Below are 13989 nucleotides of genomic sequence, written 5' to 3' on the forward strand. Positions count from 1 at the left end.
GGATCCTCTGAATATTTGAACCGTTAAACCGCGGCAGCGCCGCCGACGATTTCCGAGATCTCTTGGGTGATCGCAGCCTGACGCGCCTTGTTGTAGACCAGCTGCAAATCGCTGATCAAATCACCGGCGTTGTCGGTAGCGTTCTTCATCGCGATCATCCGCGCAGCTTGTTCAGCCGCGTTGTTCTCGACCACCGCCTGGTAGACCTGCGACTCCACGTAACGGACCATCAAGCCGTCAAGCAGCTCTTTGGCGTCCGGTTCGTACAGATAATCCCAGTGGTGCTTGAGTCCTTGATCCGGGGTTGCCACCAGTGGAATCAACTGCTCCACGGTAGGCGTTTGCGTCATGGTGTTGATGAACTTGTTGGATACCACGGACAGGCGGTCAATACGGCCGTCCAGGTAGGCATCCAGCATCACCTTGACGCTGCCGATCAGGTCATTGATCGACGGCTCTTCACCCAGGTGGCTGATAGCTGCTACGACGTTACCGCCGAAGTTGCGGAAGAAAGCCGCACCCTTGCTACCAACAACACACAGATCAATCTCGACGCCGTTTTCGCGGTTTACCGCCATGTCCTTGACCAGAGCCTTGAACAGGTTGGTGTTCAAGCCACCACACAGACCACGGTCACTGCTCACCACGACATAACCAACGCGCTTTACTTCACGGTCGATCATGAATGGGTGGCGATATTCCGGGTTAGCGTTGGCCAAATGGCCAATAACCTGGCGGATGCGCTCCGCGTAAGGACGGCTAGCAGCCATGCGCATTTGTGCCTTGCGCATTTTACTGACCGCCACTTTTTCCATGGCGCTGGTAATCTTTTGCGTGCTTTTGATGCTCGCAATCTTACTGCGAATCTCTTTTGCGCCTGCCATGTAACACCTATCAGGTTAGCAAGCGGGAGCCTTGCGGCTCCCGCTGCGGCTTACCAGGTTTGGGTGGCCTTGAACTTCTCGATACCGGCTTTCATGCCAGCGTCGATTTCGTCATTGAAGTCACCCTTCACGTTGATCTTCGCCATCAATTCGGCGTGATCGCGGTTGAAGAAAGCAATCAGCGCTTGTTCGAAGCTGCCGATCTTGGCGATTTCAACGTCAGTCAGGAACCCACGCTCAGCGGCATACAGCGACAGCGCCATGTCAGCGATCGACATTGGTGCGTATTGCTTCTGCTTCATCAGCTCGGTAACGCGCTGACCATGCTCAAGTTGCTTACGGGTCGCTTCGTCCAGGTCAGAAGCGAACTGGGCGAATGCCGCCAGTTCACGGTACTGAGCCAGAGCGGTACGGATACCACCGGAGAGCTTCTTGATGATCTTGGTCTGAGCGGCACCACCCACACGGGATACCGAAACACCGGCGTTCACAGCAGGACGGATCCCGGAGTTGAACATGGCCGATTCCAGGAAGATCTGACCGTCGGTGATGGAAATCACGTTGGTCGGAACGAACGCGGAAACGTCGCCAGCCTGGGTTTCGATGATCGGCAGTGCGGTCAGGGAACCGGTTTTGCCGGTCACTGCGCCGTTGGTGAACTTCTCTACGTATTCTTCCGAAACGCGGGATGCGCGCTCCAGCAGACGGGAGTGGAGATAGAACACGTCGCCTGGGTAAGCTTCACGGCCTGGTGGACGGCGCAGCAGCAGGGAAATCTGGCGGTAAGCCACTGCTTGCTTGGACAGATCGTCATAAACGATCAGCGCGTCTTCACCGCGGTCGCGGAAGAATTCACCCATGGTGCAACCGGAGTACGGTGCCAGGAATTGCAGTGCTGCAGATTCCGAAGCGCTCGCTGCCACGACGATGGTGTTAGCCAGTGCGCCGTTTTCTTCCAGCTTGCGAACCACGTTGGCGATGGTCGATTGTTTCTGACCGATCGCTACGTAGACGCAGAAAATGCCGCTGTTTTTCTGGTTGATGATCGCGTCGATCGCCAGAGCGGTTTTACCGATCTGACGGTCACCGATGATCAGCTCACGCTGGCCACGGCCGACAGGGATCATGGCATCGACAGCCTTGTAGCCAGTCTGTACAGGCTGGTCTACCGACTTACGCCAGATCACGCCTGGAGCAACTTTCTCGACCGCGTCGGTCTCGGTGTTGTTCAGCGGACCTTTGCCGTCAACTGGGTTACCCAGTGCGTCGACTACGCGACCCAGCAGTTCCTTACCAACCGGAACTTCGAGGATGCGGCCGGTGCACTTGGCGCTCATGCCTTCAGCCAGAGTCTGGTATGCGCCCAATACAACGGCACCTACAGAGTCTTGCTCCAGGTTGAGGGCCATACCGAAGACGCCGCCCGGAAACTCGATCATCTCGCCGTACATTACGTCGGCCAGACCGTGAATCCGCACGATACCGTCAGATACGCTGACGACAGTGCCTTCGTTACGGGCTTGGGAGGTCACATCGAGCTTGTCGATGCGGCCCTTGATAATTTCACTTATTTCGGAAGGATTGAGTTGCTGCATTGCTCTGCTGCCCCTTCAAACTCAAGATTTCAATGCTTCGGCAAGGCTCGCGAGTTTGCCGCGAACCGAGCCATCGATAACCAGGTCGCCGGCGCGGATGACAATGCCCCCAATAAGGGATTTGTCTTCCTCGACTTGCAGGCGCACTTCCCGGTTGAGTCGTGCACTGAGAACCTTGGCGAGTTTGTCTTGCTGTTCTTGGTTCAATGCAAAAGCACTGGTCACTTCAACGTCTACCGACTTCTCTTGTTCGGCCTTGTACAGGTCGAACAGAGCGGATATCTCCGGCAACAGCGGGAGACGGTCGTTTTCGGCAACGACGTTGATGAAGTTCTGTGCCTTGGCATCAAACTTGTCGCCGCACACGTCAATAAACGTGGCGGCCTTGTCTGCGCTCGTCAGTCGCGGGGCCTTGAGCACGCGCTGCATGGTGTCGTCTTGCGACACTGCTGCAGCCAGGCCGAGCATGGCTGACCAAGAGGCCAGTTGCTGGTGGGCCTGGGCGTGCTCGAAGGCTGCCTTAGCGTAAGGTCGGGCCAACGTGGTCAATTCTGCCATGATCGCCCTCGCTTAAATTTCAGCAGCCAGTTTGTTTACCAGCTCCGCGTGCGCGTTTTGATCGATTGTGGCACCCAGGATCTTCTCGGCGCCGCCAACGGCCAGTGCACCCAGTTGGGCACGCAGCGCGTCTTTGACACTGTTCAGTTCCTGCTCGATCTCGGCCTGAGCCTGAACCTTCACACGGTCAGCGTCGATACGGGCTTTTTCAACAGCCTCTTCAACAATCTGGTTACCGCGTTTCTTGGCTTGCTCAATGATTTCAGCTGCCTGAGCCTTAGCTTCGCGCAGTTGTTGACCCGCTTTATCTTGGGCCAACTCCAGGTCGCGAGCTGCTCGGGCGGCAGCGTCCAGTCCATCCGCGATCTTCTTCTGACGTTCGTGCAAAGCCGCGATGACCGGAGGCCACACGAACTTCATGCAAAACAGTACAAAAATGAAGAACGCAACGGACTGGCCAATCAGGGTTGCATTAATGTTCACGCCAACACCTCGCTCGTTCGTTGCACATCAAACCAATCACTCGAAGGTTCGAGTGATTAGCCAGCGAGTTGACCAACGAATGGGTTCGCGAAGGTGAAGAACAGAGCGATACCAACACCGATCATGGTTACGGCGTCGAGCAGACCGGCAACGATGAACATTTTAACTTGCAGCATTGGAACCATTTCTGGCTGACGCGCTGCGCCTTCCAGGAACTTGCCGCCCAACAGGCCGAAACCAATTGCGGTACCCAGTGCGCCCAGGCCGATCAACAGTGCAACAGCGATAGCGGTTAGACCAACTACAGTTTCCATCTTTCCTCCCGACTTTTACGTCGTATGGTTTAGGTTTTTTAGATTTTAAAGCGGTAAAACAAATCGTTTCATAGCCCTGTTCGGGCCCCCACCCGTTTGACCGGGTGGGACATCAGACTAGTCGAGACTGGCCTTAATGGTTCTCTTCGTGCGCCATCGAAAGGTAAACGATGGTCAGCATCATGAAGATAAACGCCTGCAGGGTGATGATCAGGATGTGGAACACAGCCCACGCCCACTGCAGAACTACGCCCAGGCCGCTAAGCCAGAGCAGACCGCTGCCGAACATCACAGCAATCAGAATGAAGACCAGCTCGCCGGCGTACATGTTGCCGAACAGACGCAGTGCCAGGGAGATTGGCTTGGCTACCAGCGTCACGAACTCCAGCAGGAAGTTCACCGGAATCAGCAGGGCCTGAACGAAGATGTTCTTGCTGCCGAACGGGTGCAGGGTCAGCTCGCCGACAAAGCCGCCGATGCCCTTGACCTTGATGCTGTAGAAAATGATCAACGCGAACACCGACAGGGCCATGCCCAGGGTAGCGTTCGGGTCAGTGGTCGATACGGCACGGAACGGAATGTGCGCATCACCAGTGATCAGGATGGCCAGCTGAGGAATCCAGTCGACCGGGATCAGGTCGACGGCGTTCATCAGGAAGACCCAGACGAAGATGGTCAGTGCCAGCGGTGCAATCACCGGGCTACGGCCATGGAAGCTGTCTTTCACGCTGCCATCGACGAATTCGACCAATACTTCAACGAAGTTCTGCAAAGCACCAGGCTGACCGGAAGTCGCTTTCTTTGCCGCCATGCGGAAAAGAAGAACGAAGATCAGACCCAAAGCGACCGACCAGCCGAGGGTATCGACGTGGAAAGCCCAGAAGCCCATTTCTTTGGCTTCTGCTGCGGTGTGGGCAAAACCCCACCCGCCGGTTGGGTGCTGACCGAAGGTCAGGTTCTGCAAGTGGTGCTGGATATAGCCCGAAGCGGTTGTTTCTGCCATGGTTGCCTCAAACGCCCTAAGGTCTCGAAAGTCTTGTTCTCATCAGCAGGGGCGCGAACCAGCTGACCAGTTGGGTCAACACGAAGACGCCGAATACAGCTAGCGGCGCCAATGGCTTCACACCTGCAAACGTCAATGCAAAAAGCACTGCCGTCAAAATCAGTTTGCCCGCCTCGCCGGCATAAAAAGACCGGACGATGGCTTGAGCTGCTCGGGCGCCGGAAAACCGAAATGCCCTGTGAGCGAAATAAACATTGGGTAGCAAGGCTATCAGGCCTCCGCAGAGTCCTGAGTACCCGGCAACGACTCCGTGCCATTGCCACAGCGCCAAAGCGGCGATCAGCAACACGACAAACTGAGCCATCAACACCGGAAAAACTGCCAGGCGATGGAACGGCAAGCGGTTTGGCGTGCGGGTTTCCATCACTAATACTCCCCAATGGTCGGCTGCCAGAATTCAATAACTTGGCATAATTTGTGCCGACAAAATGCGCGCAGAGTATAGGGGCGGTTCTGCCCCTATTCAACTGTCAGGTAGTGATTTCCGACTGCACGCTACATGAGGAAATGTTTCAGCGAATGTGTGCGAGCACACCCTGAAGCTCATCGAGGGAGTTGTAACCAATGACCAACTGCCCTTTCCCCTTCTTTCCGTGTCGGATCTGCACCGCAGAGCCTAGGCGCTCAGCCAGACGCTGCTCGAGTCGGGCGATATCCGGGTCCGGTTTTACCGGTTCGGCAGGCTCCTGTTTGCCACTCAACCACTGGCGAACCAGTGCCTCAGTCTGACGCACAGTCAGCCCCCGTGCGACAACATGTCGCGCCCCTTCAACCTGTTGATTCTCCGGCAAACCAAGCAAAGCACGGGCATGACCCATTTCCAGGTCACCGTGCGACAGCATGGTCTTGATAACTTCAGGCAATGCGATCAAGCGTAGCAGGTTGGCAACAGTCACGCGGGATTTGCCCACCGCTTCGGCCACTTGTTGCTGAGTCAGCTGGAATTCCTGCTGCAAACGCTGCAAGGCCACCGCTTCTTCGATCGGATTGAGGTCTTCGCGCTGGATGTTCTCGATCAGCGCCATGGCGATGGCGGTTTCATCCGGCACATCGCGCACCATCGCCGGGATGGTTTCCTGGCCAGCCTGCTGGCTGGCACGCCAGCGACGTTCGCCGGCGATGATTTCGAAGCGGCCGCTGCCGATCGGGCGAACCACAATCGGCTGCATCACGCCCTGGGCCTTGATCGATTGCGCCAGTTCTTCCAGCGCTTGCGGGTCCATGTCCCGACGCGGCTGGTACTTGCCGCGCTGGATCAGGTCCAGGGGCAAATGCTGCAGCTCACGCTGATCGGCTTGTACAGCCTGCTCTTCCAGCGAGCTGACGGTCGGACCGCTCAGCAGTGCATCCAGTCCACGTCCGAGACCTCGTTTCTTGACGGCCATGGGGATTCCTTAAGTTGCCTGAGCTGCGGCAGTGCGTGAGTTTTTGCGCTGACGGCGAACCATCTCGCCGGCAAGTGCCAGATAGGCAATGGCGCCCCGCGAAGTCTTGTCGTAAGCCAGCGCCGGCATGCCATAGCTTGGCGCTTCGGCCAGGCGGATGTTACGCGGGATAACCGTGTCGTAGAGCTGCTCGCCGAAGTGTTCTTTCAACTGCGCCGACACGTCGTTCATCAGGCTCAGGCGCGGGTCATACATCGTGCGCAACAGGCCTTCGACTTTCAGGTTCGGGTTCAGCAGTTCTGCGATGCGCTTGATGTTATCCACAAGGTCGCTCAAGCCTTCGAGCGCAAAGTACTCGCACTGCATGGGGATAATTACCCCGTCAGCCGCGACCAAAGCGTTCAGCGTGAGCATCGACAGCGACGGCGGGCAGTCGATCAAAATGTAATCGTAGTTTTCACGGATCGGCGCCAGCGCGCTGCGCAGGCGGCTTTCCTTCATCTGCATTTCCAGCAGAACCACTTCGGCCGCGGTCAGGTCGCGGTTGGCCGGCAACAGCTGGTAACCACCGTGCTCGGAGAAGTGCATGGCCTGGGCCAGATCGCATTCGCCAATCAGCAAATCGTAGACCGAGTTTTCCAGGCCGTGTTTATCCACACCGCTACCCATGGTGGCGTTGCCCTGTGGATCGAGATCGATCAACAGCACCCGGCGCTTGGTAGCAACCAGGGAAGCTGCGAGGTTGATGCAGGTGGTGGTTTTACCCACACCACCCTTTTGGTTCGCTATCGCGAATACCTTAGCCATTCTTGCTTGTGTTCCCAATCATGCCGTGCGGCGCAGTATCAGCAGATGGCGTTGGCCTTGGCAACCAGGTACGGCCAGGGCGTGTTCGCTATCGAGGTGGAAGTCTGCCGGCAATGCTACCAGCTCATCGGCCGGATGAACGCCCTTCATTGCCAGCCAACGTGTATCGGCATCGCCAAGGTGGCGCGTCCAGTTGCTGAAGTTCTCCATGCTGCTGAACGCCCGGGAAATGATCCCGTTGAAAGGCTGTGCAGGCTGGAAGGCTTCGACGCGACTGTGGATAACTTGCAGGTTATCCAGTTTGAGTTCGAGTTTGACCTGGGTCAGGAAGCGGGTTTTCTTGCCGTTGCTGTCCAGGCAGGTCACTTGGGACTCTGGAAACAGGATTGCAAGTGGAATGCCCGGCATGCCGCCGCCACTGCCAACGTCCAGCCAGCGACCGTTTTCGATGAACGACATCACGCTCAAACTATCGAGCAGGTGACGCGAGACCATTTCGTCCGGATCGCGCACGGCGGTCAGGTTGTAGGCCTTGTTCCATTTGATCAACAGGGCCAGATAACCCAACAACTGCGCGTGCTGGGTTTCGGTCAATGTGACACCGAGCTGGCGAGCACCTGTGGATAACTCTTCGGCGTGTTGCGAGGTGACCAACGAACTCAAGCGCTTTGCTCCAACTGACGGCCCGCGCCGCGTTTTTTCAAATGAATCATCAACAGCGAAATGGCTGCCGGTGTGACACCCGGAATGCGTGACGCCTGGCCCAGTGTTTCTGGACGGGTCGCACCGAGCTTGCTCTGGATCTCTTTGGAGAGACCGGAAATGTTCGTGTAATCGATATCCACAGGCAGTTTCGTGTCTTCGCTCGCCCGCAGACGTGCGATTTCATCTTGCTGACGATCGATATAACCGGCGTATTTGGTCTTGATTTCGACCTGTTCGGCGACTTGTGGATCTTCTGCGCCCCCGCCAGTCACGGCGATCAGACCAGCGTAGTCGATTTCCGGACGGCTCAAGAGGTTGAGCAGGTTGTATTCGTGAGTCAGCGGCGTGCCGAATTTTTCGGATATCGCATCGCCCTGCTCGGTGCCCGGGCGAACCCAGGTACTTTTCAGGCGCTGCTCTTCCAGCGTGATGCTTTCGCGTTTGGTGCAGAACGCCGCCCAACGCGCGTCATCCACCAGACCCAGCTCGCGACCTTTTTCGGTCAGGCGCAGGTCCGCGTTGTCTTCACGCAAGATCAGACGGTACTCGGCGCGGGATGTGAACATCCGGTACGGCTCTTGAGTTCCAAGGGTAATCAGGTCGTCGACCAACACACCGATGTAAGCCTCGTCGCGACGCGGGCACCAGGCGTCTTTGCCTTGCGCACGCAGTGCAGCGTTGGCCCCGGCCAGCAAACCCTGGGCGCCGGCTTCTTCGTATCCGGTGGTGCCATTGATTTGCCCGGCGAAAAACAGACCGCCGATGACTTTGGTTTCCAGGCTGTACTTCAGGTCACGCGGGTCGAAGTAGTCGTACTCGATGGCGTAGCCCGGACGCACGATGTGCGCGTTTTCCATGCCGCGAATCGATTGCACGATCTGCAATTGCACGTCGAACGGCAGGGATGTGGATATCCCGTTCGGGTACAGCTCGTGAGTGGTCAAACCTTCCGGTTCGATGAAGACCTGGTGGCTTTCCTTGTCGGCAAAGCGGTGGATCTTGTCTTCGATCGACGGGCAGTAACGCGGGCCGATACCTTCGATCAACCCTGCATCGGAATACATCGGCGAACGGTCGAGGTTCGCTGCGATGATTTCGTGGGTCCGGGCGTTGGTGTGGGTAATCCAGCAGCTGACCTGTTTCGGATGCTGCTCTTTGGAACCCATGAACGACATCACCGGGATCGGCGTATCACCTGCTTGCTCGGTCATCACCGAGAAATCCACAGACCGACCGTCGATACGCGGCGGAGTACCGGTTTTCAATCGGCCAACACGCAGTGGCAATTCGCGCAGACGGCGAGCCAGGGCGATCGACGGCGGATCACCGGCACGACCACCGGAATAATTCTGCATTCCGATGTGGATAAGTCCACCGAGGAAGGTGCCAGTGGTCAACACCACGGAGTCGGCGAAGAAACGCAGGCCCATTTGGGTGACAACACCGCGCACTTGTTCCTGTTCAACGATCAGGTCATCAGCGGCTTGTTGAAATATCCACAGGTTCGGCTGGTTTTCCAATGCTTCGCGGACAGCGGCCTTGTACAGAACCCGGTCTGCCTGGGCGCGGGTTGCACGCACGGCCGGGCCTTTGCGGCTGTTCAACACGCGAAACTGAATGCCGCCTTTATCGGTAGCCATGGCCATCGCGCCGCCGAGGGCATCGATTTCTTTTACCAGGTGGCTTTTGCCGATCCCGCCAATGGCCGGGTTGCAACTCATGGCACCGAGGGTTTCCACGTTATGCGTCAGCAACAGGGTTTTTGCCCCCATACGTGCTGAGGCCAGTGCTGCCTCGGTACCGGCATGACCGCCGCCGATGACGATCACTTCAAAACGGGAAGGGAAATCCACCACGCACCTCGTGCCTGCTTAAGTAGGTAATTCAGGAATAGTTTGAGCTCAGGTTTTTGGACCTGGTCGACAAGTATAGGGACTTCGCCCTTCCTAAAGAACCCTTTGCACAAAATTTAACCAGCTGTGGAGAAGTCGGGGTTATAGAAATTAAAAAGAAAGAAATTTATTAAATCTTTGTTTTTATGTTTATTTCTACTGAGCACCATTTCTGTGGATAGATTACTACAGCCCTTTGTTTTCAATATGTACAGAGAATCAAAACCCTGTGGTCATGTGCCAATGAGGCCCTTGGATAACCGGTGTAAGCCTGTGGATGAAAGGGGTGGTTATCCACAGAGGCGGTTATCTTCAGTTTTGAGGCCCTGTTATCAACTGCCCTTAGCGGCAGTTATTCACAGGGCTTAATCCACAGAAAAGCAGCGATTGATCAAATCCCGGGCGCAGAAAATCCGCCCGGGCAGAAAGAATCTGCTCGGCACTGGAGGCAATTCAGGAAAAGGGGTGAGAACAGACAGGCGCGAATGGCCTGTCTGTGGACAACGATAGGGCTATTTGCCGATACAGAAACTGGAAAAGATCCGTCCCAGCAGGTCGTCGGAGCTGAATGCACCGGTGATCTCGCCCAAGGCATGTTGAGCCTGGCGCAAATCTTCGGCCAGTAGCTCACCGGCACCCGCCAGCGTCAGCTGCGCACGGCCGTGCTCGAGGGACGCACTGGCATGACGCAACGCCTCAAGGTGACGCCTGCGAGCACTGAAGCTGCTTTCCGACGTCTGCTCATAGCCCATGCAGGCCTTGAGATGATCACGCAGCAGTTCCAGGCCTTCGCCGGCCGACTTGGCACTCAGACTGATGGTCACATGGCCATCCTCACTGACTTCCAGGGCAATCGCTTCGCCCGTAAGGTCGGCCTTGTTACGGATCAACGTGACTTTTGCCGGATCCGGGCGGGTTTCCAGGAACTCTGGCCACAACGCAAACGGATCAAGCGCTTCCGGTGCGGTGGCATCGACCACCAGCAGCACTCGATCAGCTTCGCTAATGGCTTTCAACGCCCGTTCAACACCAATTTTTTCCACATGGTCATCGGTATCTCGCAGACCAGCGGTATCTACCACGTGAAGCGGCATGCCATCGATGTGGATATGTTCGCGCAAAATGTCACGGGTGGTGCCGGCAATCTCGGTCACGATCGCTGCTTCACGACCCGCCAGTGCGTTGAGCAAACTGGATTTACCGGCATTTGGCCGACCGGCGATCACCACCGTCATGCCGTCACGCAGCAACGCACCCTGCCCGGCTTCGCGCAGCACGGTGGATAACTCTTCCCTGACTTTGTCGAGCATGCTCAGTACATGGCCATCGGCAAGGAAGTCGATTTCTTCTTCCGGGAAGTCGATGGCCGCTTCTACGTAAATCCGCAGGCCGATCAGTTGCTCGGTGAGGTTATGCACACGATCGGAAAATGCCCCCTGCAAGGAGCGCAATGCATTGCGGGCGGCCTGTGCAGAACTGGCCTCGATCAGGTCGGCGATTGCTTCGGCCTGTGCCAGATCGAGTTTGTCATTGAGGAACGCACGCTCACTGAATTCACCTGGTCGTGCCAGACGGCACCCCAGTTCAAGGCATCGCTTGAGCAGCATGTCGAGAACAATCGGGCCGCCATGACCCTGGAGTTCCAGCACATCTTCGCCGGTGAACGAGTTCGGGCCCGGAAAATACAAGGCAATGCCCTGGTCCAGCACCTCTTCGTTTTGATCGAAAAACGGGCCGTAGTGGGCGAATCGCGGCTTGAGTTCACGACCGCTGAAGGCCTTGGCCGCAACGCTCGCCAGCGGCCCGGAAATACGGACGATGCCTACGCCGCCACGACCTTGAGCGGTGGCGACGGCGGCGATGGTTTCACGAGGAGCGCTCATAAACCGGTATCCAGACAAAAGTGACAGATAGCAAAACGCCCCACTAGGGGGCGTTTTGAGTGGTTATCCACAGTGTAAATCAGGCAGCTGCTTTAGTAGCCGCTTCGATTTTACGAGTGATGTACCACTGTTGGGCGATGGACAGGCAGTTGTTCACTACCCAGTACAGCACCAGACCAGCCGGGAACCACAGGAAGAAGAAGGTGAAGATGATTGGCATCAGCTTCATCACCTTGGCCTGCATCGGATCCGGAGGAGTCGGGTTCAACTGCTGCTGGATGAACATGGTTGCACCCATGATGATCGGCAGAATGAAGAACGGATCCTTGATCGACAGGTCAGTAATCCACAGCATGAACGGCGCTTGGCGCATTTCAACGCTTTCCAGCAGAACCCAGTACAGCGAGAGGAAAACCGGCATCTGCACGAGGATTGGCAAGCAACCACCCAGCGGATTGATCTTCTCTTTCTTGTACAGCTCCATCATGGCTTGCGACATTTTCTGCCGGTCATCGCCATGTTGCTCTTTCAGCGCGGCCAGTTTCGGTGCCACTGCGCGCATGCGGGCCATGGATTTGTAGCTGGCTGCCGACAGCGGGAAGAAAATCCCTTTGATCAGCATGGTCAGGAAGATGATCGACCAGCCCCAGTTACCGACCAGCGCGTGGATGTGTTGCAGCAGCCAGAAGATTGGCTGGGCAATGAACCACAGAATGCCGTAGTCGACGGTCAGTTCCAGACCTGGGGACAACTCTTTCAGCACAGCCTGGCTTTTCGGACCGGCGTACAGAACAGCGCTGGTTTCGGCTTTCGCACCTGGCGCAACAGTCATTGCCGGGGCGGTGTAGCCGATGATGTAGTTGCCTTTGCTGTCTTTACGGGTCTGGACGACGTTGTTTTCGCCCTTCGCCGGAATCCATGCGGTCACGAAGTAGTGTTGCAACCAGGCAACCCAACCACCGTTCACGGTTTCTTTCAGCTGAGCCTTGTCCATGTCCTTCATCGACACTTTCTTGTACGGCTCGTTACTTGTCCACAGGGCAGCGCCCAGGTAAGTCGCGGTGCCGGTGGCGGTGCTGGAAGAAGGATCGGAGCTGGCGTCACGCTTCAGTTGGGCGAACATCGCGCCCGACCAAGGCTTGGCGCTTTCGTTGTCGATCACGTAGGAAACGGTTACGTCGTACAGGCCACGTTTCAGTGTGAAACGCTTGATGTAGTTGACGCCGTCCTTGCTGAACTTCAGGTCTACAACCAATTGGTTCTGACCGTCGGCCAGTTGGTAGATCTTCTTCTCGGAGGAGTAAACCGGACGACCGGCAGGACTTGCGTCCGGACCATCGGTACCGATCAAACCGCTTTGAGCCAGATAAGTCCGCTCGTTGCCGTTATCGAACAACTGGAATGGAATTTCCGGATGGTCCTGGCGACGTGGATACAGCGGCAGCGTCAACTGTGCAACATCGCCACCTTGTGGATCGATAGCCAGGTTGAGCACATCCGTTTTGATCTGGATGAGGTCTTTGCTTGCAGCTACTGGTGTTTCAGCAGGTGCAGTGGCACTGGTATCGCTTGCGGCGCGCGGAATGTCGTCACTGACAGAAGCATTATTGCCAGTCGCCGTATCCGGTAGGCCCGGTGCGGAAGTACTGGAAGCAGCATTCTGAGTCGGCAGGGCAGCCTGGCCATAGTCCTGGTTCCATTTAAGAACCATAACGTAGGACACGATTGCCAGGGCGACGATCAGGATCGTGCGTTTGATATCCATGATTACTCGGCCATCGAAGAAGAACGGGAGGTAGGGATAGGTGGAACCGGGTCATAACCACCGGGATTCCACGGATGACAGCGACCTAAACGACGAAAGGTCAGCCAGCCACCGCGCAGAAGGCCATGATTTTCTATGGCTTCTAACGCGTAGCAGGAACAACTGGGGTAGAAACGACAGTGACTGGCCATCAGAGGACTAATGGCATAGCGATAAAACTGGATCGGAACGAGTGCCAGTTTACGCATCGGGACTGTCTACCCCTACAGTTTCGGTTTTGACTGCTGGTACCGGCGTGCTGCGTGCCAGACGCTTCCAGAGTTTGCCGAAATGCTGAATCAATTCGGGGTTTTCTACGTCACCCAAACCTTTGCGCGCGACGATAACGATATCCCAGCCGACCAGTGAATCCTGGTTCAGACGGAACGATTCGCGCATCAGACGTTTGAGGCGATTGCGCTCGACGGAGAGCTTTACGCTCTTTTTCCCGATAACCAGCCCGAGACGGGGGTGATCAAGATCGTTGTTGCGCGCAAGGAGCAGGAGATTTTTCCCCGGAACCTTGCCGGTAGGGGAGTCAAAGACTGCCTTGAAATGCCGGGGAGTAAGCAGACGCTTTTCCCGACTGAAGTCCTGACTCACCTCCAGTGCCGGC

General features: G+C 56.5%; 15 protein-coding genes. All 15 read right to left on the reverse strand.

The window, feature by feature from the left end; all coding sequences use genetic code 11:
* Positions 1 to 23 precede the first annotated feature (23 nt).
* Complete coding sequence (gene atpG / locus J4E42_RS08550) at positions 24 to 884, reverse strand: F0F1 ATP synthase subunit gamma (RefSeq protein ID WP_008027528.1); 861 nt, start codon at positions 882 to 884, stop codon at positions 24 to 26.
* A 50-nt stretch (positions 885 to 934) separates the two neighbouring features.
* Positions 935 to 2479 (reverse strand): F0F1 ATP synthase subunit alpha, encoded by a 1545-nt coding sequence (atpA, locus tag J4E42_RS08555; protein WP_008041439.1) that lies wholly within the window; start codon positions 2477 to 2479, stop codon positions 935 to 937.
* Positions 2480 to 2500: 21 nt separating this feature from the next.
* On the reverse strand, positions 2501 to 3037 hold the full coding sequence (locus tag J4E42_RS08560) for a F0F1 ATP synthase subunit delta (protein WP_008027533.1): 537 nt from the start codon (positions 3035 to 3037) through the stop codon (positions 2501 to 2503).
* Positions 3038 to 3049: 12 nt separating this feature from the next.
* Positions 3050 to 3520: a F0F1 ATP synthase subunit B gene (locus J4E42_RS08565; RefSeq protein ID WP_008027535.1), complete on the reverse strand. Its 471-nt coding sequence runs from the start codon at positions 3518 to 3520 to the stop codon at positions 3050 to 3052.
* 56 nt (positions 3521 to 3576) lie between these two features.
* Positions 3577 to 3834 (reverse strand): F0F1 ATP synthase subunit C, encoded by a 258-nt coding sequence (atpE, locus tag J4E42_RS08570; RefSeq protein ID WP_002555987.1) that lies wholly within the window; start codon positions 3832 to 3834, stop codon positions 3577 to 3579.
* A 133-nt stretch (positions 3835 to 3967) separates the two neighbouring features.
* The gene (atpB, locus tag J4E42_RS08575) at positions 3968 to 4837 is read right to left on the reverse strand and encodes a F0F1 ATP synthase subunit A (protein WP_008027537.1); all 870 of its coding nucleotides are present in this window, start codon (positions 4835 to 4837) and stop codon (positions 3968 to 3970) included.
* A gap of 16 nt (positions 4838 to 4853) precedes the next feature.
* The gene (locus J4E42_RS08580) at positions 4854 to 5261 is read right to left on the reverse strand and encodes a F0F1 ATP synthase subunit I (RefSeq protein WP_008027539.1); all 408 of its coding nucleotides are present in this window, start codon (positions 5259 to 5261) and stop codon (positions 4854 to 4856) included.
* Positions 5262 to 5409: 148 nt separating this feature from the next.
* Positions 5410 to 6282 (reverse strand): ParB/RepB/Spo0J family partition protein, encoded by an 873-nt coding sequence (locus tag J4E42_RS08585; RefSeq protein ID WP_008027541.1) that lies wholly within the window; start codon positions 6280 to 6282, stop codon positions 5410 to 5412.
* A gap of 9 nt (positions 6283 to 6291) precedes the next feature.
* Complete coding sequence (locus tag J4E42_RS08590; RefSeq protein WP_008027543.1) at positions 6292 to 7089, reverse strand: ParA family protein; 798 nt, start codon at positions 7087 to 7089, stop codon at positions 6292 to 6294.
* Between the two features lie 18 nt (positions 7090 to 7107).
* Positions 7108 to 7752: a 16S rRNA (guanine(527)-N(7))-methyltransferase RsmG gene (gene rsmG / locus J4E42_RS08595; RefSeq protein ID WP_007948096.1), complete on the reverse strand. Its 645-nt coding sequence runs from the start codon at positions 7750 to 7752 to the stop codon at positions 7108 to 7110.
* A complete protein-coding gene (mnmG, locus tag J4E42_RS08600) occupies positions 7749 to 9647 on the reverse strand; it encodes a tRNA uridine-5-carboxymethylaminomethyl(34) synthesis enzyme MnmG (RefSeq protein ID WP_008027545.1) in 1899 nt (632 codons plus the stop codon). Before mnmG ends, rsmG begins: the two co-directional genes overlap by 4 nt.
* A 551-nt stretch (positions 9648 to 10198) precedes the next feature.
* Positions 10199 to 11569, reverse strand: a complete 1371-nt coding sequence (gene mnmE / locus J4E42_RS08605) for a tRNA uridine-5-carboxymethylaminomethyl(34) synthesis GTPase MnmE (RefSeq protein ID WP_192228145.1) — start codon at positions 11567 to 11569, stop codon at positions 10199 to 10201.
* Between the two features lie 79 nt (positions 11570 to 11648).
* Positions 11649 to 13334, reverse strand: coding sequence for a membrane protein insertase YidC (gene yidC, locus J4E42_RS08610; RefSeq protein WP_207284996.1), 1686 nt, complete (start codon positions 13332 to 13334; stop codon positions 11649 to 11651).
* A 2-nt stretch (positions 13335 to 13336) separates the two neighbouring features.
* Positions 13337 to 13582 carry a membrane protein insertion efficiency factor YidD gene (gene yidD / locus J4E42_RS08615; RefSeq protein ID WP_010207715.1) on the reverse strand — a complete coding sequence of 82 codons (246 nt, stop codon included), beginning with the start codon at positions 13580 to 13582 and terminating at the stop codon, positions 13337 to 13339.
* The gene (gene rnpA, locus J4E42_RS08620) at positions 13575 to 13976 is read right to left on the reverse strand and encodes a ribonuclease P protein component (RefSeq protein ID WP_028620331.1); all 402 of its coding nucleotides are present in this window, start codon (positions 13974 to 13976) and stop codon (positions 13575 to 13577) included. Before rnpA ends, yidD begins: the two co-directional genes overlap by 8 nt.
* Between the last annotated feature and the right edge of the window lie 13 nt (positions 13977 to 13989).

It is taken from the genome of Pseudomonas sp. FW300-N2A2 (assembly GCF_017351735.1).
Lineage (GTDB): Bacteria > Pseudomonadota > Gammaproteobacteria > Pseudomonadales > Pseudomonadaceae > Aquipseudomonas > Aquipseudomonas migulae.

Bases quoted from the DNA above. Each gene is read 5' to 3' on its own strand.
- J4E42_RS08590 (WP_008027543.1), bottom strand. From the start codon at position 7,089: ATGGCTAAGGTATTCGCGATAGCGAACCAAAAGGGTGGTGTGGGTAAA.
- J4E42_RS08580 (WP_008027539.1), bottom strand. From the start codon at position 5,261: ATGGAAACCCGCACGCCAAACCGCTTGCCGTTCCATCGCCTGGCAGTT.
- mnmE (WP_192228145.1), bottom strand. From the start codon at position 11,569: ATGAGCGCTCCTCGTGAAACCATCGCCGCCGTCGCCACCGCTCAAGGT.
- yidD (WP_010207715.1), bottom strand. From the start codon at position 13,582: ATGCGTAAACTGGCACTCGTTCCGATCCAGTTTTATCGCTATGCCATT.
- J4E42_RS08560 (WP_008027533.1), bottom strand. From the start codon at position 3,037: ATGGCAGAATTGACCACGTTGGCCCGACCTTACGCTAAGGCAGCCTTC.
- atpE (WP_002555987.1), bottom strand. From the start codon at position 3,834: ATGGAAACTGTAGTTGGTCTAACCGCTATCGCTGTTGCACTGTTGATC.
- J4E42_RS08585 (WP_008027541.1), bottom strand. From the start codon at position 6,282: ATGGCCGTCAAGAAACGAGGTCTCGGACGTGGACTGGATGCACTGCTG.
- atpB (WP_008027537.1), bottom strand. From the start codon at position 4,837: ATGGCAGAAACAACCGCTTCGGGCTATATCCAGCACCACTTGCAGAAC.
- atpA (WP_008041439.1), bottom strand. From the start codon at position 2,479: ATGCAGCAACTCAATCCTTCCGAAATAAGTGAAATTATCAAGGGCCGC.
- yidC (WP_207284996.1), bottom strand. From the start codon at position 13,334: ATGGATATCAAACGCACGATCCTGATCGTCGCCCTGGCAATCGTGTCC.
- atpG (WP_008027528.1), bottom strand. From the start codon at position 884: ATGGCAGGCGCAAAAGAGATTCGCAGTAAGATTGCGAGCATCAAAAGC.